Annotated in this window: 16 protein-coding genes; 12 read left to right on the top strand and 4 right to left on the bottom strand. The window is 74.8% G+C overall.

Going from position 1 to position 22,850, the window contains the following annotated elements; genetic code table 11:
* The first annotated feature begins 121 nt into the window (after window positions 1-121).
* From AB0O07_RS01705 to AB0O07_RS01665, 9 genes are all read left to right on the top strand, one after another.
* Window positions 122-1,714, top strand: coding sequence for an FAD-dependent oxidoreductase (locus tag AB0O07_RS01705; RefSeq protein WP_365625189.1), 1,593 nt, complete (start codon window positions 122-124; stop codon window positions 1,712-1,714).
* On the top strand, window positions 1,711-1,980 hold the full coding sequence (locus AB0O07_RS01700; protein WP_365625187.1) for a phosphopantetheine-binding protein: 270 nt from the start codon (window positions 1,711-1,713) through the stop codon (window positions 1,978-1,980). Before AB0O07_RS01705 ends, AB0O07_RS01700 begins: the two co-directional genes overlap by 4 nt.
* A 103-nt stretch (window positions 1,981-2,083) precedes the next feature.
* Window positions 2,084-6,286, top strand: a complete 4,203-nt coding sequence (locus AB0O07_RS01695; protein WP_365625185.1) for an amino acid adenylation domain-containing protein — start codon at window positions 2,084-2,086, stop codon at window positions 6,284-6,286.
* 132 nt (window positions 6,287-6,418) lie between these two features.
* Window positions 6,419-6,652: an MbtH family protein gene (locus AB0O07_RS01690; RefSeq protein ID WP_365625183.1), complete on the top strand. Its 234-nt coding sequence runs from the start codon at window positions 6,419-6,421 to the stop codon at window positions 6,650-6,652.
* A 27-nt stretch (window positions 6,653-6,679) separates the two neighbouring features.
* Window positions 6,680-8,260: an amino acid adenylation domain-containing protein gene (locus AB0O07_RS01685; protein ID WP_365625180.1), complete on the top strand. Its 1,581-nt coding sequence runs from the start codon at window positions 6,680-6,682 to the stop codon at window positions 8,258-8,260.
* A gap of 85 nt (window positions 8,261-8,345) precedes the next feature.
* Window positions 8,346-10,223, top strand: a complete 1,878-nt coding sequence (locus AB0O07_RS01680; protein WP_365625178.1) for a DUF885 domain-containing protein — start codon at window positions 8,346-8,348, stop codon at window positions 10,221-10,223.
* 251 nt (window positions 10,224-10,474) lie between these two features.
* Window positions 10,475-11,329: a DUF4142 domain-containing protein gene (locus AB0O07_RS01675; protein WP_365625175.1), complete on the top strand. Its 855-nt coding sequence runs from the start codon at window positions 10,475-10,477 to the stop codon at window positions 11,327-11,329.
* Between the two features lie 314 nt (window positions 11,330-11,643).
* Window positions 11,644-13,017, top strand: coding sequence for a DUF692 domain-containing protein (locus AB0O07_RS01670; protein ID WP_365625172.1), 1,374 nt, complete (start codon window positions 11,644-11,646; stop codon window positions 13,015-13,017).
* 196 nt (window positions 13,018-13,213) lie between these two features.
* On the top strand, window positions 13,214-14,986 hold the full coding sequence (locus AB0O07_RS01665; RefSeq protein WP_365625169.1) for an alpha/beta hydrolase: 1,773 nt from the start codon (window positions 13,214-13,216) through the stop codon (window positions 14,984-14,986).
* Here the strand turns inward: AB0O07_RS01665 and AB0O07_RS01660 are convergent.
* From AB0O07_RS01660 to hemG, 3 genes are all read right to left on the bottom strand, one after another.
* On the bottom strand, window positions 14,938-15,519 hold the full coding sequence (locus AB0O07_RS01660; protein ID WP_365625166.1) for a snapalysin family zinc-dependent metalloprotease: 582 nt from the start codon (window positions 15,517-15,519) through the stop codon (window positions 14,938-14,940). The two genes, AB0O07_RS01665 and AB0O07_RS01660, sit on opposite strands and share 49 nt — an antisense overlap.
* A 326-nt stretch (window positions 15,520-15,845) precedes the next feature.
* Window positions 15,846-16,562: a hydrogen peroxide-dependent heme synthase gene (hemQ, locus tag AB0O07_RS01655; RefSeq protein WP_365625163.1), complete on the bottom strand. Its 717-nt coding sequence runs from the start codon at window positions 16,560-16,562 to the stop codon at window positions 15,846-15,848.
* Entirely contained in the window at window positions 16,559-18,100 is a 1,542-nt protein-coding gene (gene hemG, locus AB0O07_RS01650) for a protoporphyrinogen oxidase (protein WP_365625160.1), read from the bottom strand. The genes hemQ and hemG overlap by 4 nt, the downstream gene beginning before the upstream one ends.
* A gap of 224 nt (window positions 18,101-18,324) precedes the next feature.
* Between hemG and AB0O07_RS01645 the strand changes: the two genes are divergently transcribed.
* Window positions 18,325-19,368 carry a DUF4349 domain-containing protein gene (locus tag AB0O07_RS01645; RefSeq protein WP_365625157.1) on the top strand — a complete coding sequence of 348 codons (1,044 nt, stop codon included), beginning with the start codon at window positions 18,325-18,327 and terminating at the stop codon, window positions 19,366-19,368.
* Between the two features lie 63 nt (window positions 19,369-19,431).
* Window positions 19,432-20,811, top strand: coding sequence for an FAD-dependent oxidoreductase (locus AB0O07_RS01640; protein WP_365625154.1), 1,380 nt, complete (start codon window positions 19,432-19,434; stop codon window positions 20,809-20,811).
* A gap of 146 nt (window positions 20,812-20,957) precedes the next feature.
* Here the strand turns inward: AB0O07_RS01640 and hemE are convergent, their stop codons facing one another.
* The gene (gene hemE, locus AB0O07_RS01635) at window positions 20,958-22,022 is read right to left on the bottom strand and encodes a uroporphyrinogen decarboxylase (protein WP_365625151.1); all 1,065 of its coding nucleotides are present in this window, start codon (window positions 22,020-22,022) and stop codon (window positions 20,958-20,960) included.
* Between the two features lie 91 nt (window positions 22,023-22,113).
* Here hemE and AB0O07_RS01630 point away from each other — a divergent pair, with 91 nt between their 5' ends.
* Window positions 22,114-22,782: a DUF3000 domain-containing protein gene (locus tag AB0O07_RS01630; RefSeq protein WP_365625148.1), complete on the top strand. Its 669-nt coding sequence runs from the start codon at window positions 22,114-22,116 to the stop codon at window positions 22,780-22,782.
* The last annotated feature ends 68 nt before the right edge of the window (window positions 22,783-22,850 follow it).

Below are 22,850 nucleotides of genomic sequence, written 5' to 3'. Positions count from 1 at the left end.
ATTCACCCCCATTGGTCTTGCGTCAATTTTCTTCTTGCGACACGCCGGACTCCAGGCGTAACGTCGTCCGGGAATTCACGCACCCGCTTTCCCCGTACCCGCATAAGGGGGATTTCCGAAAGTGCAGGAAGCCAAGGAAACCAAGGCAGTCAAGGAAACCAACGAAGCCTTACGCACGGAAAGGCCGGCGCGGGCCGATGTCGTCATCGTCGGCAACGGCGCGCTGGGCCTGTTCCTGGCCGACGAGTTGATGGAGCGCACCATGGGCTCCGTCGTCGTGGTGGGGCCGAGCGCCCGTGAGGCGGGGGCCAGTCAGTCGGCCGGCGCCATGCTCGGCTGCTTCGGCGAGACGACCACCGAGTCGTTGCGCACCGACCCGGCCCGCATCAGATTCGAACTGGGCGTCAACGCGCACGACCGCTGGCCCGCCGTCCTGACCAGGCTGGAGGAGTTCTCCCGTACGGGGCGCCCGCTCCTCTCCGCGCCCGACACCCATGTCGTCCTCAACTCCATCGGCGCCGAGCTGGACACCGTCAACTTCCAGGCGATGCTGGCCGCGCTGGACCAGTACGGCAAGCCGTGGGAGGACGTGGACCCGAAGGAGATCCCGGGGTTCAACCCGCGCCTCGACACCCGCCCGCTCCGCGCCGTCCATCTGCCGACCGAGGGCGCCGTCGACGCGCGCGGGGTGCTGGCCGCGCTGGAGGCCCGCCTCACGGCGGCGGGCACGGTCTTCGTGGACCAGACCGTCAACACCCTGCTCGGGGACGCGGACGCGGTGACCGGCGTCGAGCTGGACGACGGCCATGTCATCGAGGCGGGCACGGTCGTGGTGGCCGCCGGTATCCACAGCGAGTCGCTGGTGCGGACGGTCGCCGAGGACATGGACCTGATCCCCATGTTCCCGGGCCTCGGCTTCGCGATGATCGCCCAACGCACGGGCGGCGACCCGTTCCGCAGCGTGGTCCGCACCCCCAACCGGGGCTTCGCGTGCGGGCTGCACGTGGTGCCGCAGGGCGACGGGCTGGAGTACTACGGCGCCACCAACCGTCTGGTGGACACCATCTCCGGGGTCACCTGGATGGCCGACGTCCGGTTCCTCTCCCAGTACTCGATGCAGCAGTTGGACGAGCGGGTCGCGGGCCACGAGGTCGTACGGTGGCTCTCCGGGAACCGCCCGGTGACGCTGGACGGCTTCCCGCTGATCGGCTGGCTGCCGCCGTCGGGGCTCTACCTCATGACCGGCACCTACCGCGACGGGTTCCACTGCGCGCCGCTGCTCGCCGAGCATGTCGCCAACCAGTTGCAGGGCAAGCCGGGCATCATCGACCCGATGTTCGACCCGACCCGCGAGCCGGTCGTCACCCGGACCATCGAGTGGTCGATCGGCGAGTACGTCGAACACACCCTCGCCGCCTGGTTCGAGACCGGCGCCGAGGCGGCCCCGCAGATGACGACGGCGCAGCTCGCCGAGTACTACCGGACGCGGTGCGTGCAGGCGTACGAGCAGCTCGGCATCGACTACGCGCTCGGCCCGGACATCCTCTGGTACGCGCAGGGCAGCCTGCTCGGGGCCCGCAGGGTCCGGCGCTATCTGCGGCGGCACGGCAGCGGCGGATCCGGGGGCGGATCCGGGTCCGCGTCCGGGTCCGGGGGCGCGAACGGCGGCGCCCGGGGCCGGTCGGTGACGGCGGGAAGCGGGGACGCCCGATGAACCACCCGGCCTCGCCCGCCTCCTCCACGGCGGAGGGCGTACGGAAACTCGTCGCCCAGCAGCTCAACTTCCACACCGACTTCGAACTCCGCGATGACGACGACCTGTGGAACCTCGGCATGACCTCGCTGACCTGCCTGGGCCTCATGTTGAGCATCGAGGAGACCTTCGGCATCGAACTGCCGGAGAAGGCGCTCAAGGAGGCCACGTTCCGCAGTGTCGACGCGATAGTGGCCGCCGTCGACGGGGCGCTGAGCCCCGCCTGACGGAGCCGCACCGCACACCTGACGGAGCCGCGCCGCACAACGGAGCAGCACCGCATGACCGTACGTACGCCTCCGCCTCGCAGGAAGGGATCCGCAGGTCGCCATGGAGAGAGCCGAGCCCCGTCCGGCCAACCCGTTCCCGCTGGAGCGCGCGTCCGCTCCGGTCGTCCCGCTCTCGGCGGGGCAGGAGCGCCTGTGGTGGCTGCACCAGCGGGCGGCGTCGTACGAGTACCACATCACCGGGGGGTGGCGGTTCCCGGACGGGGTGGACCGCCACGCGCTCAGGGCCGCGGTGGCGGGCCTGGTCCGCAGACACCGGATTCTGCGGACCAGGTTCGTCCTGCGGCCGGACGGCACCCTCGCCCAGGAGGCGGCCGGCGAGCTGGACGTGCCCGTCTCCTGGGCCGGGCGGCGGTGGCGGGCGGCCGTGGACCGGGCGGTGCGCGAGCCGTTCGACCTCGCCCGCCCGCCGCTGCTGCGGGTCGTCGCCGCCGAACTGGACGACGGTCCCGCGGTCCTGACGGTGCTGCACCACATCGTCACGGACCGCTGGTCGATGGATGTCCTCGCCCGGGACCTCTTCGAACTGTACGAAGCGGCACGGGAGTCCAGGGCGCCCCGGCTGCCGGAGCTGCCCGTGCAGTACGGCGACTACGCGGCGTGGCAGCGCCGCTTCCTCGGCAGCGGGGCGCTCCGGCCCCGCCTGGACCGGTGGGTGCGGACGCTGCGCGGAGCGGAGCGGCTCGAACTCCCGCTGGACCGGCCCCGCGGCTCGGGCCACGACGGCGGCGACGGCAGTGGCAGCGACAGCGGCAACGGCAGCGGCAACTCCGCTGCGGCGGCCGGGGAGGCCGTCGTCGTGGAGCTGTCGCCCGAGGCCACCACGGCGCTGACCGCGCTGGCCTGGCGGGCCCGCGCCACCCCGGTCGCGGTGGTGACGGCGGCCCTGGCGGCGGTGGCCGGCGCGTACGGCGGCGGGCGCGACATCGTCCTCGGGGGGATCGTCTCCGACCGGCCGCACCCCGCGCTCCAGGACCTGATCGGGTACTTCATCAACACGGTCCCGCTCCGTATCGGCCTGTCGGGGGCCGGACCTTCGGGGGCCGAGCCGACCTTCCGTGACCTGGTCGTCCGCGCCCGGGACGCGTGGCTGGCCGCCGACGCGGGCCAGGACGTGCCGTTCGAGGAGATCGTGGGCGCCCTGGGGGCCGGTACGGACGCGGGGCGCCATCCGCTCTTCGACATCGTGGTGAACCACGCGGGCGACCGGGTGAGCCTCGCCGAGGCCCCCGGCGCGCCCGTCTGGTGGCGCCCCGAGACGCCGGTGACCGCGCGTTTCGATCTCTCGCTCACCACACAGGTGGTGGACGGGCGGCTGCGCGCCACCTTCGTGTACCGCACGGAGCTGCTCGACCGGGCCCCGGTGGCCGCGTTCGCAGCGAGCTATGCACACCTGCTGGAACAGGGCATACGCACCCCCGACCGGCCCCTGCACCGGCTCGCGCTGACCGGCGAGGCCGAGCGGAAGCCGCTGCTCGGCGCCAACGACCCGACGCCCGCGCCGGAGGCCACCGTCGTCGAACGCGTGGAGGCGTGGGCGGCGCGGACCCCGGACGCCCCGGCGGTCTCCGACGCCGCCGGGGTCCTCACGTACCGGCAGCTCAACGAGCGCGCCAACCGGCTGGCGCGACGGCTCCGTGCCTACGGGGCGGGCCCCGGCCGTACGGTCGCGGTCTGCCCGGCCCTGACGGCCGACCGGTTCGTGGTCCTGCTGGCCGTGGCGAAGGCGGGCGCCGCCTACCTCCCCCTCGACCCGGCCCACCCCGCCGACCGGCTCCGCCTCGTCCTCAGCGACGCGGGCGCCGTCCTCACCGTCGTCTCCCCCGGCTTCCGCGACCGCCTCCCGGCGGACACGGCACCGGTACTGGTCCACGGGGCGGAGGGCGACGGCGAGATCGCCGGGACGGAGGAGGCGGACGAGGCGTACGGGGCGGACGAGGCCGACGGGGCGGATGCCCCGGCCGGGGACGACGCCACCGCCCCGGCGGAGGACGACGCCGCCGATCCGCCGCTCGCCGCCCGCCCCGACGATCTCGCCTATCTCATCTCCACCTCCGGCTCGACCGGCGCCCCCAAGTCCGTGGCCATCCCGCACCGGGCGCTGAGCAGGCTGGTGGCCGGGGCACCGCGCTATCTCGACATCGGGCCCGGTACGGCGTTCCTCCAGTGCGGGCCGCTCACCTTCGATGTCGCCGTCCTGGAGTGGGCGCCCCTCGCACACGGCGGCCGGACGGTGGTGACCGGCACCGGCACCCTGCTCGACCGGCTGGGCGAGGTGGTCCGCGAGCACGGGGTGACCACGCTCAAGGTGGTCTCCCCGCAATTGGACCTGCTGGTGGAGCGCGGCACCGGGGCGCTCCCCGAAGGCCCGCCCCCGGGACCGTCCCTGGGACCACCCCCGGGGCTGTCCCCGGACCTGTCCGAGGCGCTCTCCGGGGTGCGCGGGCTCGTCGTCGGCGGCGATGTCGTCAACCCGAAGAGCTTCGCCGCCGCCCGCGCCGCGCTCCCCGGCTGCCGCGTCATCGCCTCGTACGGGCCGACCGAATCGACCGTGCTGGCCACGGTGTTCGACGGCGGCAGCTGGACCGGCCGGGTGCCCATCGGGCACGCCCTCGCCCATACCCGGGTGTACGTGCTCGACCGCGACCTGCGCCATCTGCCGGTCGGCGCGCGCGGCGAGATCCATCTGGCGGGCGACGGGCTCGCCCGGGGGTACCACGGCCGCCCCGGGGCGACCGCCGCCGCGTTCGTACCCGACCCGTACGGGCCGCCCGGCTCCCGGATGTACCGCACCGGCGACCTGGGACGGTATCTGCCGGGCGGGGCCGTCGACTTCCTCGGCCGGGCCGATGCCCAGGTGAAGATACGGGGGTTCCGGATCGAGCCGGGCGAGGTCGAACACGTCCTGCTCCGCGAGCCGGCCATCACCTCGGCGGTGGTGGTGCGCGCCGAGACCGGGACCGGGCCCGCACTGGTCGCGTACGTCGTGGCGGACACCCCGGTCGACCCGGCGGCGCTCCGCGCCCGGCTGGCCACCGCGCTCCCCGCGTATCTCCTCCCCGGCCATGTGGTCCAGGTGGACCGGATCCCGCTGACCGCCCACCAGAAGGTGGACCGCGCCGCGCTGCCCCCGGTGACCGCGACCGCCTCGGGCACCGATGAGGCGGATGAGGCCACGGAGGCGCCCGCGACGGGGCTGGAGGCGCGCGTGGCGGAGGAGTGGTCCGCGGTGCTGGGCCGGCCGCTGCCCGCCACCGGGGACTTCTTCGCGCGGGGCGGCCACTCCCTGCTCGTCCCCCGGGCGACCGCCGCGGTCCGGCGGCTGCTCGGCCGGGAGATCCCGCTGCGGCTGATGCTGACGCACCGTACCCCCGCCGCGTACGCCACCGCGCTGCTGGCCGAGCGCGCCCCGGACACCCCGGACGGCGCCTCCCCGCCGCGCGGGACCACCCGGGAGAGCTGGACGGGGCGGGCGTTCCCCGGCGAACGGCGGCTCGACCTCTTCATCACGGAGGGGGCGGCGGACGGGGCCGCTTCCGGGGTGTCCGAAGCCCCTGCCCCCGCCCCTCGGACCCTGATCGTCCTCGACGGCGCCGAGTTCGTGGACATCATGCGGCTGCCCGCGATCCTGGACCGGCTGGCCCGCGCGGGCCGGATCCCCGCCACGGCGGCGCTCTTCGTCTCCCCCGCCGGCTGGGCGGCGCGCAACCGGGAGCTGCTGGACGAGGCGTTCGTGGACACCCTCGCCGACGAGCTGGTGCCGTACCTCTGGGAGCGGCTGGAGGACCGGTGGCCCGGCGGGCGTACGACGACTCCGTGGCGTACGACGGTGCTCGGCGCCAGCCTGGGCGCGGTCGCCGCCGTACGCGCCGCGCTCCGCCGCCCGGACCGCTTCGACGGCGCCGTAGGCCTCTCCGGCCCGCTCACCGACCACCGGCTCACGGCCACGGCGACGGGCTCAGGCACGGGCACGGGGACTGGCACTGGCACTGGCACGGCGGAGCGGGAGCCGTACCCGGCCCGGTTCTACCTCGCGGCCGGTCTGGAGGAGCGCGCGGCCGTCCTCGACCACGGCATCACCCAGCTCGACGCCACGCGCCGCACCGGCGAGGAGCTGACCGCGCGCGGCCACACCGTCCGGTGCGCGTACGGGGAGGGCGGCCACACCTACGCCGCGTGGGAGGCGATGCTCCCGGAGGCGGTGGCCTGGGCGCTGGGCACCGGAGAGCGTCCACGGACGCGATGAGCACGGCAGGCGCGACGACCCCGACGAGCACAACCGGCACAACCGGCACAACCGGCACGACCAGCGCAGCCGGAACGACCGGCACAACCGGCACGACAAGCGCGAGAACGCGACGAGAGGGCGGTGACCGGCATGTTCGACGACGAGGACCGTGAGTTCAGGGTCGTGGTCAACCACGAGGAACAGCACTCGATCTGGCCCGCCGACCGGGAGCTCCCGGCGGGATGGCGCGCCGAGGGGTTCGACGGCGACAGGGCGGCGTGCCTCGCCCATATCGACCGGGTCTGGACCGACCTGCGCCCGCTGAGCCTGCGCACCACCGCCCGGGCGGAACGACCGGACGCCGACGTTGCCGCCGGAGAGTGACCACCGAGGGAGTCGGAGGAGAAGCAGATGCTGGAGTACCGGCCGCGCACGCTGGTCGACCTGTTCGAGCGCCAGGTACGGGAGCGGCCGGACGCCCCGGCCGTACGGACACGCGAACGCACCTGGAGCTACGCCGCGTTCGACCGCGCGACCGCCGCCCTCGCGCACCGGCTGCGCCGCGCCGGGGCGGGCCCCGGCACCGTCGTCGGGGTGCACGCGCCGCGCGGCGTGGCCGCGCTGACCGCTCTGGTCGCCGTCCTGCGCTGCGGCGCCGCGTGCCTGCCGCTCGACCCGGACGACCCTCCCCGGCGCAACCTGGAGGTGCTGGCGGACGCGGGGTGTACGCAGGTCCTCGTCACGGCGCCCACCCCCTGGTACCCCGGCGCGCTGCTGATCGAGGAACCCGGCACGGCCCCCGGGCAGCCCCCGGCCGAGTCCCGACTCCCCTCCCCGTCTCCCCCGTCCTCCCCTACCTCCCCTTCCTCCCCGTTCTCCTCCCCGTCCTCCTCCTCTCCCTCCTCCCCCTCTCCCCTCGATCTCGCGTACGCGATCACCACCTCGGGCTCGACCGGGCGGCCCAAGATCGTCGGAGTGCCGCACGAGGGGATCCTCAACCTGATCGTCGCCTCCATCGAGGACCTGGATCTGATCAGGCCCGACGATGTCGCGCTGTGGACGACAGCGCCGACGGTCGACAGCACGATGCACGATGTGCTGATGCCGCTCTGCGCGGGCGCCTGCGTCGCGATCGCCGACGGCGGGGAGCTGCCCGCGAGCCGGATCCCGGCCGCCGTGCGCACGCTCGGCGTGACCGTGCTGGAGATCCCGGCGGCCGTGCTCGGCCCGTACGGAGCCACGCTGCTCCCCCGGCTGGCGCGGGCGGGGGTGCGGCTGGTCATCACCGGCGGCTCCCAGCTCGACGGCGCGGGCCTCGCGGACTCCGCGCCGCTGGTGGTGGCCAACGGGTACGGCCCGACGGAGGCTTCGGTCGCCCCGACCTGGCACCGGTGTACGGCCGCCACGCCCCGCTGGGTGCCCATCGGCCGGCCCATCCGGGGCGTACGGACCTATGTCCTGGACGACGAGGCGCACCCCGTACCGGCGGGTGACGAGGGCCAGTTGTTCCTGGCGGGCGCCGGGCTCGCCCGGGGATACCTCGGGCTGCCGGGCCGTACGGCGGCGGTGTTCCTGCCGGATCCGTTCGCACGGACCCCCGGGGCGCGGATGTACGCCACGGGCGACCGGGTACGGCTGCGCCCGGACGGGGAGCTGGTCTATCTGGGCCGGATCGACGACCAGGTGAAGATCCGGGGGTTCCGGGTCGAGATCGGCGAGATCGAACACGCGCTGCGGGCCTGCCCGGGGGCGGTGGACGCGGCGGCGCTGCTCCGCGAGGACGCGCCGGGCGGGGCGGCGGTGGCCGCGTTCCTGGTCGGCGAGCGCTCCCCGGACGAGGAGCTCACCGGCCTGCTGCGGGACCGTCTGCCGCGCCATATGGTCCCCCGCTTCTTCGTCTGGCTCGACGAACTGCCCCTGAACCGCGCGGGCAAGGTCGACCGCAAGGCGCTCGCCACGCTGCCGGTCATGGACCGGGTCCGGCGCGGGTGAGGGGGCGCCGCGAAGAGCCGCGAAGAGAGGTCCGGGGAGGGCCGCGCGCGGGGATCCCCGCGCCGTAACCCGTGAGGAGGAGACCATGGGCGAGAGAGACACCGCCATGGGCGGCACGGAGGCCACACCACCGCGCGGAACGGCTGGACCGCCCGGCGCGCCCGGCGTCGGCGGGACACCCGGTGGGCCCGGCCCCGGCGGCCCACCCGGCGCCCAGGGCCATGGCGAGCCCGACATCGCCCGGACGCCCGGCGGGACCCGCCCCGGCGGCACGACCGGCACCTGCGAAGGGCCCGGTGTGCACGCCGTGTGTGATGCCTACGTGGACGACTACGCGCGGCTCAACCCCCTCGCCGCCACCGAGTTCGGCATCGGCGGCCACGACGACCGGCTCCCCGACCTCTCCCCCGAAGGGCATCGCGCCCGCGCCGAACTCGCCGCCGCCGCGCTGGCCGCCATGGCGGCGGTCCCGGTGACCCCGGCGGCCGGCCGGAGCGAGCGCGCCGCCCGCGCGGTCTTCTCCGAACGGCTCGATGTGGAGGTCGAGTCGCACCGGGCCGGGCTGCCCGCCGCGGCGCTGAACATGACGGCGAGCCCGGCCCAGGACATCCGCTGGGTCTTCGACCTCATGCCCACCGCCACCCCCGAGGAGTGGGCGGCGGTCGCCCGCCGGCTGGCCGCCGTGCCGGAGGCGCTGGCCGGCTACCGGGCCTCCCTGGCGGACGCGGCCGGCCGGGGCGACCGGCCCGCCGTACGCCAGGTGCGCCGGGTGGCCGCCCAGTGCGCGGCCTGGTCCGGCGCGGACGGCTTCTTCGCCACGTTCACCCGGCCCGCCGACGCGCTGCCCGGGGTGGCCGGTGCGGTACGGGCCGACCTGGACGCCGGGGTACGCGCCGCCCGGCGCGGCTACGCGGAGTTCGCCGGCTTCCTCCGCACCGGACTCGCCCCGAAGGCCCGGGAGGAGGACGCCGTCGGGGCGGACGTCCACGCCCTCTGGTCCCGCAAGTTCCTCGGCGCCCGGCTCGACCCGCGCGAGGCCTACGCCTGGGGGTGGGACGAATTCGCCCGTGTCGAGGCGGAGTTGGCGGAGGTCGCGGACCGGGTCAGCGCGGGCGCCTCACCGGCGGAAGCCGCCGCCGTACTCGACGCGGACCCCCGGCACCAGGTCGCGGACCCGGCCGCGTTCCGGGCGTGGGCCCAGGAGTTGTCCGACCGGACGGTGGACGCCCTGCGCGGGACGCACTTCGACATCCCGGACGCGCTGCTGCGGCTGGAGTGCCGACTCGCCCCGCCGGGCGGCGGGCTGGGCGCGTACTACACGGGCCCTTCGGACGATCTCGGCCGCCCCGGCACCATGTGGTGGACCCTGCCCGGGACCCGGCACCCGCTCCCCACCTGGCGCGAGGCGAGCACCGTCCACCACGAGGGCGTGCCGGGCCACCATCTCCAGATCGGCACGGCGGTGACCGCCCCCGGCCTCAACCGGTTCCAGCGGCTGCTCTGCTTCATCGACGGCCACGGCGAGGGGTGGGCACTCTACGCGGAGCGGCTGATGCGGGAGTTCGGCCGGCTGGACGACGGCCATCTGCTCGGGATGCTGACGAAGAGCCTGTTCCGCGCGGCCCGGGTCGTCGTCGACATCGGGATGCATCTGAAGCTGGAGATCCCGGCGGGCACCGGCTTCCACGAAGGGCGGCGCTGGACCCCCGAACTGGGCCGGGAGTTCCTGCGCACCCGTACGCTCATGGACCCGGTGCGCGCCGTGGACGAGATCGACCGCTACCTCGGCTGGCCGGGCCAGGCCCCCGCGTACAAGCTCGGCGAACGGCTCTGGCTCTCCCTCCGCGAGGAGAGCAGGGCGCGGCAGGGCGGCCGGTTCGATCTCAGGGAGTTCCACCTGCGCGCGCTGCGGAGCGGCCCCGCCGGCCTGGACACCCTGCGCGCCCTGCTGGCGGAAAGCTGAGCGGAGAGCCGGGCGGGGAGCCGGACGGACGAAGAGCCGCACGGGAAGCTGGACGGAGAGCTGGACGGAGAGCGGGACGGAGCCCGTGACCAGCCACTTCTCTTCTCCCGCTGCCCGATTGAACACATCCGGTGTCCCGTGCGTACTCTCCAATACCGCCACGCGGGTCGGAACTGGCGCACTCTCAGCGGCAGATCAGGCAGCGGTCGATTCGACGGTGACAGTTTTTCGGTACGGGAGGCAGCACATTGTTGCGACGCATCAACGGTTCGGCGCTCATCATCGTGGGGCTGGTCGCCACAGTAGCGGCACTCGCCTTCCCCGTATGGTCATATGCCGACCGTTCCGGGACGGGCCAGGCCAACCTGGCCGCGTCGACCGTCTCCACCCAGTGGGGCCCGTTGACGGCCACCGACCGTGACCTGCTGGTCAAGGTGCGGCTCGCGGGGCTCTGGGAGCTGCCAGCGGGGCAGCAGGCCATCGAACGCGCGCCGACCGACGCGATCAAGGAGTGCGGCGACCACCTCGTGGTGGGCCACACCGACCTCGACAAGCGCGCCCGCGACGTCGCGGCGAAGCTCGGCGTCGAACTGCCGAACCAGCCCAACGAGCAGCAGCAGGGGTGGCTCAGGGAGCTGTCCGAGGCGACCGGCGAGGAGTACGAGCAGAAGTTCGCCAACCTCCTGCGGGACGCCCACGGCAAGGTCTTCTCGGCCATCGCGCTGGTACGGCACACCACCAGGAACACCCTGATCCGCCAGCTCGCGAGCGACGCCAACATCACCGTTCTCGACCACATCACCATGCTGGAGGCCACGGGCCGGGTCGACTTCGACAGGATCGCGATGGAGGCGGCCGGCACCGCGACGGCCAGCCCGACCGGCCCGCCGGCGCCGAACGGCAACCTGCCCCCGGCGCCGCAGCCGGTGGAGCCGACCGGGAACCAGACGTTCTCGTCGGAGCCGTCCACCGGCCCCGGCGCGCCGACCTCGATCAACACCAACCGCCCCGACCCCGGCGAGCCGGAGGCCGGTCAGCAGGGCCAGCAGGGTCAACAGGGCCAGCAGGGCGCCGGCCAGCAGGAGCCCCAGCCCAGCCAGAGCTGAGCCCGCGCCCGGCCCGCCGGGCCGCCCCGCCGGCCAGGCCCGCCCCGCCGGCCTCCCTCACGGTGCCTCCCCATGACCTGCTCACCGCCTGCTCATGGGGAGGCACCGTGTTTCTCCGCGGGGTGCGCGGAACGGCGCGAAACCCCACATCACCGGAACCTCAAATCATCCTCTGAACGTCCCAATCCAAGGATTCACCGGGCCCCGGCCGGGTCATCACCCCCACGACCGGGGGCGGGGCCGCACGGAGGAGTCCACGAGGCACGGCGGAGACAGCGGGAACCGGCACGGAACGGCAGGAGCAGGGGGAGACCATGGAGCACACCACACCACGCCTGGGCACCGGCATCGGCTGGCGCCCCGAGATCGCCGACACGGTGGAGGAGCTGCCGGGGATCGACTGGGTCGAGGCGGTCGCGGAGAACATCTGCCCCGGCCATCTCCCCGACTCCCTGGTACGGCTGCGCGAGCGCGGCGTCACCGTCGTCCCGCACGGCGTCTCGCTCGGCCTCGGCGGCGCCGACCGCCCCGACCCCGGCCGTCTCGCGAACCTCGCGGAGCGCGCCGAGGCGCTGGGTTCCCCGCTGGTCACCGAGCACATCGCGTTCGTACGGGCGGGCGGGCCGCTCACCGCGTCCCCGGTGCTGGAGGCGGGCCATCTGCTGCCGGTGCCGCGCACCCGGGACGCGCTGCGGGTGCTCTGCGAGAACGTACGGATCGCCCAGGACGCGCTGCCCGTACCGCTCGCCGTGGAGAACATCGCCGCGCTGATCTCCTGGCCGGACGAGGAGCTGACCGAGGGGCAGTTCCTCGCCGAGCTGGTCGAGCGCACCGGGGTCCGGCTGCTGATCGACGTCGCCAACCTGCACACCAACCATGTCAACCGGGGCGAGGACCCGGCGCGGGCCCTGGACGAACTCCCGGTCGAGGCCATCGCGTACGTCCATGTCGCGGGCGGGATCGAACGCGACGGCGTCTGGCACGACACCCACGCCCACCCGGTCACCCGCCCCGTGCTCGACGTCCTCGCCGAGCTCTGCGCACGCGTGGCGCCGCCCGGGGTGCTGCTGGAACGGGACGACGACTTCCCGCCCGCACCCGAGCTGGCGGGCGAACTGGACCTGATACGGGAGACGTTGGCGGCGGGAACGCGAGGCAAGGCGGAGCCGACGCCGGCCCCGGCGGGCACGGCGGAGCGGGCGGGAACGCCGGCCCCGGCCCCGGCACAAGCACAAGCACAAGCCCAGACCGACTCCCCGGCGGACGCCGACACCGCGCGTCAGCGGCTGGCGCTCGCGGAGACGGCGCTGCTCTCGGCGCTGGTCGCCGGCACCCCCGTACCGGAGGGGTTCGACCGGCGCCGGCTCCGGGTGCAGAGCCGGGCGCTCGCCGCCAAGCGGGCCGATGTCGTCGCCAAGGTGGCGCCCGAACTGCCCGGGATCCTCGGCGAGGGGTACCGGCCCGCCTTTCTCGCCTACGCCGGGCGGTCCCCGATGCGCGCCGGGTACCGCAGGGACGCGCTGGACTTCGCCGAGGCGCTGCTGACCGGGGGTCATCCGGCGGACCCGGCGGCCCGGCGGCGGCTGGACCAGTGGTGGCGTGACCGCGCGGGCTCGCGGCCGCCGCACCGTGCGGTACGGCTCGCGAGGGCGGCCCGCGCCGCGCTGGTCCCCCGCGCCCGGGGCTGAGCAACACCCCTCCCGTACGCCGAGGCCCGCCCCTTCGCACACTCCGGGCCGTTCCGCACCCCGGACGGTGCCGGGGAGTGGCGGGCGGGCGCATCGGGGTCATCGCCCGCCGACACCGTTCCCCGGTCCTTGCCCCGCCCCGGGCCGCCGCCGACCCTCGTGCCGTACCTCACCCGTACGCACGAAAGGGAACGCGATGAGAGCAGCGGCAGGAGCGAAGTACGGAGCTCTCCGGTACGGGAGGCCGCGGTTCGGGGCTCTCCGGTACGGGGCGCTCTCGGCCCTCGGCTCCCTGGTCCTCTCGGCCCTCGTCGCCGCCCCCGCCGACGGCGCGACCCCCGCGCCCACCGCGCCCACCGCCCCCGACGCCGCTCCCGCCGTCTCCCCCGCGGCCGCCGCGGGAGCCGCCGAGGCGCGCGGCGTCGAGATCGCGGCGGCGCGCGCCCAGGCCGCCGGGATCGCCTTCGCGGCGTGCCCCGAGGCCGAGTCGCTGCCCGCCCCGGTCACCTGTGGCACCGTCACCGTCCCCCTCGACTACGCCGAGCCCGAAGGCCGGACGATCTCCCTCACCGTCAGCCGGGTCCCCGCGAGCGGTCCCGCCGGCCGACGGCAGGGGGCGCTCGTCTTCAACCCCGGCGGCCCCGGCGCCTCCGGCATGTACTTCCCGCTCGCCGCCGAGGTGGACCAGTGGAAGCGGATCGCCGCCGCGTACGACCTGGTCGGCTACGCGCCGCGCGGGGTCGGCCGCTCGGCGCCGCTCTCCTGCCAGGGGGCGGCCGAGTACGCGAAGGCGCCGACCCAGGCGCCCACACACCCCTCCGCCTCGTACAAGCGGGAGCGGATCGCGGAGGCCAAGGCGTACGCGCGGGGGTGCGCCGAGCACGCGGGGGACGCGCTGCCCCACTACAACTCCCTGAACAACGCCCGCGACCTCGATGTCCTCCGCGCCGCGCTGGGCGAACCGCGGCTGACCTTCATGGGCGCCTCGTACGGCACGTACTACGGCGCCGTCTACGCGACGCTCTTCCCCTCGCACGTACGGCGCATGGTCTTCGACTCGGCGGTCGACCCGACGCCCGACCGGGTCTGGTACCGGAACAACCTCGCCCAGTCCGCCGCGTTCGAGCGGCGCTGGGCGGACTTCCGGGCCTGGGCCGCCCGCCATGACGCCACGTACCACCTGGGCACCGACGCCGCCCAGGTGGGGCGGGGTTACGAGCGGGTACGCGCCGGGGTCGCCCGGGAACCGGCGGGCGGCAAGGTCGGCCCGGGGCAGCTCCACGCGGCGATGCTCGGCGTGGGGTACTACGACGGCTACTGGGCGCCCCGCGCCGCCGCGCTCTCCGCGTATCTCCAGGGCGACCCGGAACCGCTGATCTCGCAGGCGGCGCCGCGCACCGGGGCCGCCGCGAGCGGGGAGAACGGCAACGCCGTCTACACGGCCGTCGAGTGCAACGACGCCCCGTGGCCCACCGAGTGGCCGGTGTGGGACCGGGACAACTCGGCGCTCGCCGTCCAGGCCCCCTTCGAGACCTGGGACAACGCCTTCATGAACCTGCCCTGCGCCTACTGGCCCGCGCCCCGGCAGCGACCGCTGGACGTCCGCACCGCTCCGGGGCAGCTTCCGCCGACGCTGATCCTGGCGGCCGAGCGGGACGCGGCCACCCCGTACGAAGGCGCGCTGGAGCTGCACCGGCGGCTGAGCGGCTCGGCGCTGGTCACGGAGCGGGACGCGGGCACCCACGGGGTCTCCGGCGGCGGCAACCCCTGCGCCGACGCCCACCTGGAGACGTACCTGCTGACCGGGAAGACCCCGGCGGCCCCCGCCGAGTGCGCCCCGCACCCCGAGCCGACGCCGAGCGCCTGGAGCAGAGCGTACGGGGCGCGGGGTTACGGGGTACGGGGCGCGGGGTACGGGCGTCAGTCCACCGTCAGCACGCCGCCCGCCGGGGCGAGGCCGCCGTCGTAGTGGCCCGCCGTCCCGGCCGCCGGGCGGACGCCGAAGTACCCTTCCACCTCGGCCCGTTCGGCCGCGTTCGGGTACGGGTTGGTGCACGAGGTGCCCGCGCTGGAGCCGGACATCAGGCTGGTGCAGGGGCCGGGCTTGCGGTCCGGGAGGCCCAGGATGTGGCCGAGTTCGTGGGAGGAGATCCGGATCGTGTTGTGGCCCTCGTCGACCGCCTGCCGCCCGATGTAGACGGTTCCGTTGCCCAGGGAGGTGGTGATGGCGCGGGGCCAGCCGTTGTCCGCCAGGACGCGGATGTTGGCGCGCTGTCCGGCCGCGACCGGGACCAGCTCGACCGCGTCGACGCTCTCGTTCCAGATCTCCGCGCCCCGGTCGACCGCGGACCTGAACTCCGCGGAACCACTGGCGTCGTAGGTGACCACCCGGGCCGCCGCGACACTCTCCGCGCCGGGGGCGGCCAGGGCCTCGCCGCCCATCAGGGAGAAGGTCAGGGCCAGGGCGGCGGCGAATCCGCCGGTCACCTTGCGGACATGCATGGTCGGCCTCCAGAGGGGGGTTAGTCGTGCACATGACATGACGTGCCCTGTCCCTGCCCCGTACGGCACAACCCCAACCCGCCCCGGAGACACGGGAGATGGAGGGATACGGGTGACAGGAACATACGGAGGTACCGACCCAGGTTCCCTCGGCCACGGCCCGCGCGGGAACGCGGGCGTCGTCGGCGGCCGAGGGGAACCCGGGGTCGAGCCCGGTGTCGCTGGACGGACGCGCGGACAGCAGGCGGCTGCCGGAGCGTCGTCTGATCTTCCGGGCGGGGTGCCCGGGCCCGTACGGTGGCGGGCCCGGTCACCACGTCTTCAGGTCAGGCCAACCCTGCCACGAGATCCGCGACCGACTTGCGGCGCCCCGTGTAGAACGGGATCTCCTCGCGCACGTACAGCCGCGCCTTGGAGCCGCGCAGATGGCGCATCAGGTCGACGATACGGTGCAGTTCGTCCGCCTCGAAGGCGAGGATCCACTCGTAGTCGCCGAGCGAGAACGACGCCACCGTGTTGGCCCGTACGTCGGGGTAACCGCGCGCCATCTTCCCGTGGTCCGCGAGCATCGCGCGGCGCTCCTCGTCGGGCAGCAGGTACCAGTCGTACGAGCGCACGAAGGGGTAGACGCTGACATAGTCGCGGGGCGTCTCGTCGGCCAGGAAGGCCGGGATGTGCGACTTGTTGAACTCGGCGGGGCGGTGCAGCGCCATGTTCGACCAGACCGGGTCGAGCGCGCGGCCGAGCCGGGTGCGGCGGAAGCGGTTGTACGCGTCCTGGAGCTCGTCGGCGGTCTCCGCGTGCCACCAGATCATCACATCGGCATCGGCACGGAGTCCGGAGACGTCGTACGTGCCGCGCACGGTGATGTCCTTGGCGGCGAGCTGGTCGAAGAGCTCCTGGACCTCCTCCGCGTAACCGGAGCGGTCCTCGGGCAGCGCGTCGCGCAGCCGGAAGACGGACCACAGGGTGTAGCGGATGACCTCGTTGAGGTCCTTGGCCTTCTTGCCCGCGTTCGGGGTCTTCTCGGGAGCAGCAGTCATGGCGTCCATTCTCCCGCGCCCCGACCGGTGCCCGGCGCCAGGGTGGACGTGGCGATGATCTCGTCGGCGGCGCGCCGCGCGCTCGCGACACAGGCGGGGACGCCGACACCGTCGTACGCCGCGCCGCAGACCCGTACCCCGGGGAGGGCGGCGAGGGCGGTACGGATCCTGGCCACCCGCTCCTGGTGGCCGACGGGGTACTGGGGCAGGCCGTCGGTCCAGCGGGTCACCTGGTGGGCGACGGGGCGGGCGGTGAGGCCGGTGGCGGCGCGCAGATCGGCCAGGGAGACATCGAGGAGGCCGGCGTCGTCGCGCTTCAGGATCTCCTCCTCGCCGTACCTGCCGACCGAGGTGCGGAGCACGAAGAGTTCGGGCGCGGAGCGCTCCACCCACCGCCACTTGCGGGTGGAGAACGTCGACGCCTTGATGGTCCGGCCCTCGACGGGCGGGACGAGGAAGCCGCTGCCGTCGGGGAGGGCGTCGGCGTCGGCGCGCCGGAAGGCCATGGTGACCAGGGCCATCGACGCGTACTCGACGGCGGCGAGTTCGGCGGCGACGGACGGCGCGGCGCCGGCGAGGAGCCGGGCGGCGACGGGCGCGGGGACGGCGAGGACCACGCCCCCCGCGGTCAGGGTCTCCTCCCCGGTACGGACCTGCCAGCCCTCGGCGGTACGGGTCAGGGCGAGGACCGGGGTCCCGGTACGGAGGGTGCCGCCCCCGGCCCGAACCGCGTCGGCGACGGCGCCGGGGAGCCGCCCCACGCCGCCCTCGATGGACGCGAAGACGGGGCCGGCGCCGGGCCCGGCCGTCCGCTCCTGGAGCGCCCGGACCCCGGCCAGCAGCGAGCCGTGGCCGCCCTCCCGGTCCCCCGCGCCGTCCCGGGCGCCGTCCCCGCCGCCGTCCCGGGCGGCGTCCCGGGCCGCGTCCTGGGCGAGGCGGAAGAGCTGGGGGACGGCCGCCTTCATCGAGAGGCGGTACGCGTCGCCCGCGTAGACCCCGCCGAGCAGCGGCTCCACCAGCCGGTCGACGACCTCCCGGCCGAGCCGTTCCGCGAGATACCCGCCGACCGCGACATCGTCGCCGACCTCGGTGGGCGGCAGCCCCGGCTCCTCGGCGAGCCGGGCGAGCCCCCGTTCGGAGAGGAGCCCGGCGAGGGCGGCGGGGTCGCCGGGCACGCCCATCACATGGCCCTTGGGCATGGGCCGCAGGGCGCCCCCGGTCCAGAGCGAGGCGGTGGTGGCGGTGGGCGGCTGGAGCGCGTCGCCGAGCCCGACGGCCCCGGCGAGGCCGACGGCCTCGGGGCGGCGGGCGAGCAGGGATTCGGCGCCGAGGTCGACCGGGACGCCCTCGATCTCGCCGGTACGGAGCTTCCCGCCGAGCCGGCCGGACGCCTCCAGCACGGTGACCCGGATCCCGGCCCCGGTCAGCCGGTGCGCGGCGGTGAGACCGGCGATGCCCCCGCCGATGACGACGACATGGCCCGGTGGGGTGTCCACCCGGCCCAGGGGGGTGTCCGCGTGCGGTGTGCTCGACTCCATCCCCCCACTCTCTCAAACGCCCCTGCCCGGGCGGCAGCGCGTCCCGTCCGTACCGAGTCCCGTCCGTACCGAGTCCCGTCCGTACCGAGTCCTGACCGTGACCGCTTCGGAACCGGGGCGCGGCAACCCTCTCGGGGGCCCCGCACGTCGAACCTGCGACGGCGGGCCACGGAGTCACCGGCCCCGCCGGCACCAGTCGCATTCCATGAATTCCAGGGGGGACCATGCGTACGAAATCCGTGGTGGCGGCGGCCCTGCTCGCCGTGTCGCTCACGCTCACCGGATGCAGCGCGGGCGGTGCCCAGGACACGGCCTCGTCCAAGGCGGCCCGCCCCGTCGAACAGCAGCGGGATCAAGGCCAGGGCAATGACCAGGCATCCGGCGCGGGAGGCGGCGCCGCCGTCACCTCGGGCGCCGAGGGCGAGGACGGCAAGAGCGCCACCCCGGCCGGCACCCATGTGATCCGGACCGCCGAACTCTCCGTACGGGTCAAGGACGCGCAGCAGGCGCTGGTCACGGCGCGGACGGCGGCCACGGACGCGGGCGGCCTGGTGGAGGACGAGGTCACCCAGTCGGACCCGGACGGCGGCGTGACCTCGCAGGTCGTGCTGCGCGTCCCGCAGGACTCGTACGACCAGGTGCTCTCGCGACTCGCGGGCACCGGCAAGCTGCTCTCCCGGAAGGCGAACGCGAAGGACGTCACCGACCAGGTCGTGGACGTCAACAGCCGGATCGCCTCGCAGCGGGTGAGCGTCGCACGGGTACGGGAGCTGATGGACCGGGCCACGCGGCTCAGCGATGTGGTCGAGCTGGAGGGCGAGCTGAGCAGCCGTCAGTCGGCGCTGGAGTCGCTCCTCGCCCAGCAGGCGTCGCTGAAGGACCGCACCACGCTGGCGACGATCACCCTCCACATATCCGAGAACCCGGTCGTCGTGAAGGCCGAGAAGAAGAAGGAGGAGGACCCGGGGTTCCTGGACGCGCTGGGCGGCGGCTGGGACGCGCTGGTGACGACGGTGCGGTGGATCGGGGTGGTCCTGGGCGCGGTGCTGCCCTTCGCTGCCGTCTTCGGGGCGCTCTTCGTGCTGTGGCGGCTGCTCCGCCGCTTCCTCCCCGGGGCGGGCGCGGCCCAGGCCCCGGCCCCGGCCGGCCTCCCCGCCGAGCAGGCACCTGAAGAGAACCGGACGGACCGGACCGACCAGCCGGTCCCGGCGGCCGGGGAGGGCGAGGCGGACCAGGGGGCCGCTGCGGGGCGTTCCGGCCCGGCGTAGCGTTCCTTCCCGGTACGGCGTACGACCTGACGCCGTACCGGGAACGGAGCGGAGGGACGCGGCATGGCGGCGGAGCGCGTGGTGGTCATCGGGGGCGACGCGGCGGGCATGTCCGCGGCGTCGCGGGCCCGCCGGGGCAGGACCCCGGAGGAGCTGGAGATCGTCGCGTTCGAACGCTCCCGCTTCACCTCGTACTCCGCGTGCGGCATCCCGTACTGGGTGGGCGGCGATGTCCCGGCGCGCGGCGCGCTGATCGCCAGGACGCCCGAGGAGCACCGGGCGCGCGGCATCGGCCTCCGTACCCGTACCGAGGTGACGGAGATCGACCTGGCCGGCGGCCGGGTGCGCGCCCGCGACCTGGAGGCGGGTACGGAGGCGTGGACCGGCTTCGACCACCTGGTCGTCGCGACCGGCGCCCGCCCGGTACGGCCCGCCCTGCCCGGGATCGGCGCGCCGGGCGTGCACGGGGTGCAGACCCTCGACGACGGCCAGGCGCTGCTGGACTCCCTCGCCGCCACGCCGGGCGGGCGCGCGGTCGTGGTCGGCGCCGGGTACATCGGCGTGGAGATGGCGGAGGCGCTGCTCAAGCGCGGGTACGAGGTGACGGTCGTGCACAGCGGCGAGCAGCCGATGGCGACGCTCGACCCGGACATGGGGCGGCTGGTGCACCGGGCGATGGACGGCCTGGGCATCACGACGGTGGGCGGCGCCGCGGTGACCGCGCTCCGCACCGGCGCGGACGGGCGGGTCCGCGAGGTGGTCACGGAGAACGCCGCGTACCCGGCGGACGTCGTGGTCCTCGGCATCGGTGTCGAGCCGGAGACGGAACTCGCCCGCGCCGCCGGGCTGCCGGTGGGTCCGCACGGCGGGCTGCTCACGGATCTCTCGATGCGGGTACGGGGGCACGGCAACGTCTGGGCGGGCGGCGACTGTGTGGAGGTCCTCGACCTGGTCTCGGGGGCCACCCGCCATGTGGCGCTGGGGACGCACGCGAACAAGCACGGCCAGATCATCGGCGCCAACCTGAGCGGCGGCTACGCCACCTTCCCCGGGGTGGTGGGGACGGCCGTCAGCAAGGTCTGCGATCTGGAGATCGCGCGGACGGGGCTGCGGGAGAAGGACGCGCACCGGGCGGGGCTCCAGTACGTGACCGCGACCGTCGAGGCGACCAGCCGCGCCGGATACGTCCCGGGCGCTGCGCCGATGACGGTGAAGATGCTCGCGGAGCGCCGCACCGGACGGCTGCTGGGGGCGCAGATCGTCGGGCGGGAGGGCGCGGCGAAGCGGGTGGACATCGCGGCGGTGGCGCTCACCGCCGGGCTGACGGTGGAGCGGATGATCACCCTGGACCTGGGGTACGCGCCGCCGTTCTCACCGGTCTGGGACCCGGTGCTGGTCGCGGCGCGCCGGGCGGACGCGGCGGTCAGGGCGGCGGGCTGGTGAACGGCGGCGCCGGCCGCAGCCGCCGAGGCCGGAGCCGGCCGGCTCCGTGACGGAAGGGGCGGGTGGGGCGGGGGTCGCCGACCGGGACGAATCGCCCCGCGCCCACCAGCGGCTTTCGGCCAATCCCCGTCAGCGGCCAATCCCGGTCAGCGGGCGGTCTCGGTGTGCACGTACTCGACCAGCCGGGTCAGCGCGTCCGGGTCCATGGACGGGAGCACCCCGTGGCCCAGGTTGAAGACATGGCCCTCCAGACCGGCCGCCGCGTCCAGCACCTCGCGGGCCTTGGTCTCCACCGCCGGGGTGGGGGCGAAGAGGACGGCCGGGTCGAGGTTGCCCTGGAGCGCCTTGCCGGGGCCGACCCGGCGGGCCGCCTCGTCGAGCGGGACGCGCCAGTCGACGCCGACGACATCGGCGCCCGCCTCGCCCATCAGGCCGAGGAGTTCGCCCGTACCGACCCCGAAGTGGATGCGGGGCACGCCGTACCCGGCGACGGCGTCGAAGACCTTGGCGGAGGCGGGCAGCACGGAGCGGCGGTAGTCGGCGGGGGCGAGGGCGCCCACCCAGGAGTCGAAGAGCTGGACGGCGCTCGCGCCCGCCTCGATCTGCACGGTGAGGAAGGCCGCCGTGATGTCCGCGAGCCGGTCGAGCAGGTCGGCCCAGAGCTCCGGGTCGCCGTACATCATGGCCTTGGTGTGCTCGTGGTTACGGGACGGGCCGCCCTCCACGAGGTAGCTGGCGAGGGTGAAGGGCGCCCCGGCGAAGCCGATGAGCGGGGTGGCGCCGAGTTCACCGGTGAGCAGGCCGATGGCCTCGGTGACGTACCAGACGTCCTCGGGGGTGAGGTCGCGCAGCCGGTCCAGGTCGGCGCGGGTGCGGATGGGCTCGGCGACGACGGGGCCGACGCCCGGCTTGATGTCCAGGTCGAGGCCGATGGCCTTGAGGGGGACGACGATGTCGCTGAAGTAGATCGCCGCGTCGACCTTGTGGCGCCGCACCGGCTGCATGGTGATCTCGGCGACCAGGTCGGGCCGCATGCAGGAGTCCAGCATGGCGATGCCCTCGCGGACCTTCAGATACTCGGGGAGCGAGCGCCCCGCCTGGCGCATGAACCAGACCGGCGTGTGCGGGACGGGCTCCCGTCGGCATGCCTGGAGAAAGGCCGATTCGTACGTCTTCGTCTGCTGGCCCGGGGGGCGTTCGTCGGTGCTCACGCACAGAATCTTCCCATGTACGGGGAAGCCGCCGACGCGGGCCGGGTGTCTCTCCCCGCACGGAGCGCGGGTTCCGCCTACTCTTCCCGGCATGGCTGCGGCTCAGGGACAGTTTTCCGATCATTCCAACGGCACCGGCAGAGCGGGCGGCGCGGAGGGCGGCTCCGTCCCGCCCGCGTTCCGCACCGCCGTCGACGCGCTGCGGGCGGCGCGCCCCCGGCCGGGCGTCGAGATCGAGCCGACCCCGCCGCCGAAGCGCCTCGCGCCGTACGCCTACGCGCTGGAGGCGACGGTGCCGGACGGGGACGACGACCTGGCCGACGGCCGTCTGGTGCTGCTCCACGACCCGTCCGGGCACGACGCCTGGCGGGGCACCTTCCGGCTGGTGACGCTGGTACGGGCGGAGCTGGAGCCGGAGATGGCGGCGGACCCGCTGCTGCCCGAGGTGTGCTGGTCCTGGCTGACGGGGGCGCTGGAGGCGCGCGGGCTCGGGTACGGGGAGACGAGCGGCACCGTCACCCGGGCCGGGTCGCACTACTTCGGCGGGCTCGCGGAGCGGAGCCCGGTGCACCAGATCGAGATCCGGGCCTCCTGGACCCCGCGCGAGGGCCTGGGCGGCCCGCCGGACGCGGCGGCGCATCTGGCCGCGTGGTGCGAACTGCTCTGCCAGGTCGCGGGCGTGGAGCCGGGCACCGGGGAGACCACGGGCGGCGCGGGCGTGGTCTCGCTCCCGCAGCGCCGGGGCCCGCAGAGCCCCTGACCCGCGCCCCCCCTGCGCACGACGGGCCCCGTGATACGCACGGGGCCCTTCGTGCGTACGGGGCCCGT

Source organism: Streptomyces sp. NPDC093085, from assembly GCF_040683935.1.
In the GTDB taxonomy this organism is placed as follows: Bacteria; Actinomycetota; Actinomycetes; order Streptomycetales; family Streptomycetaceae; genus Streptomyces.
The sequence above is the reverse complement of the archived record's forward strand: the minus strand, read 5'-3'. Positions and strand labels throughout refer to the sequence as shown.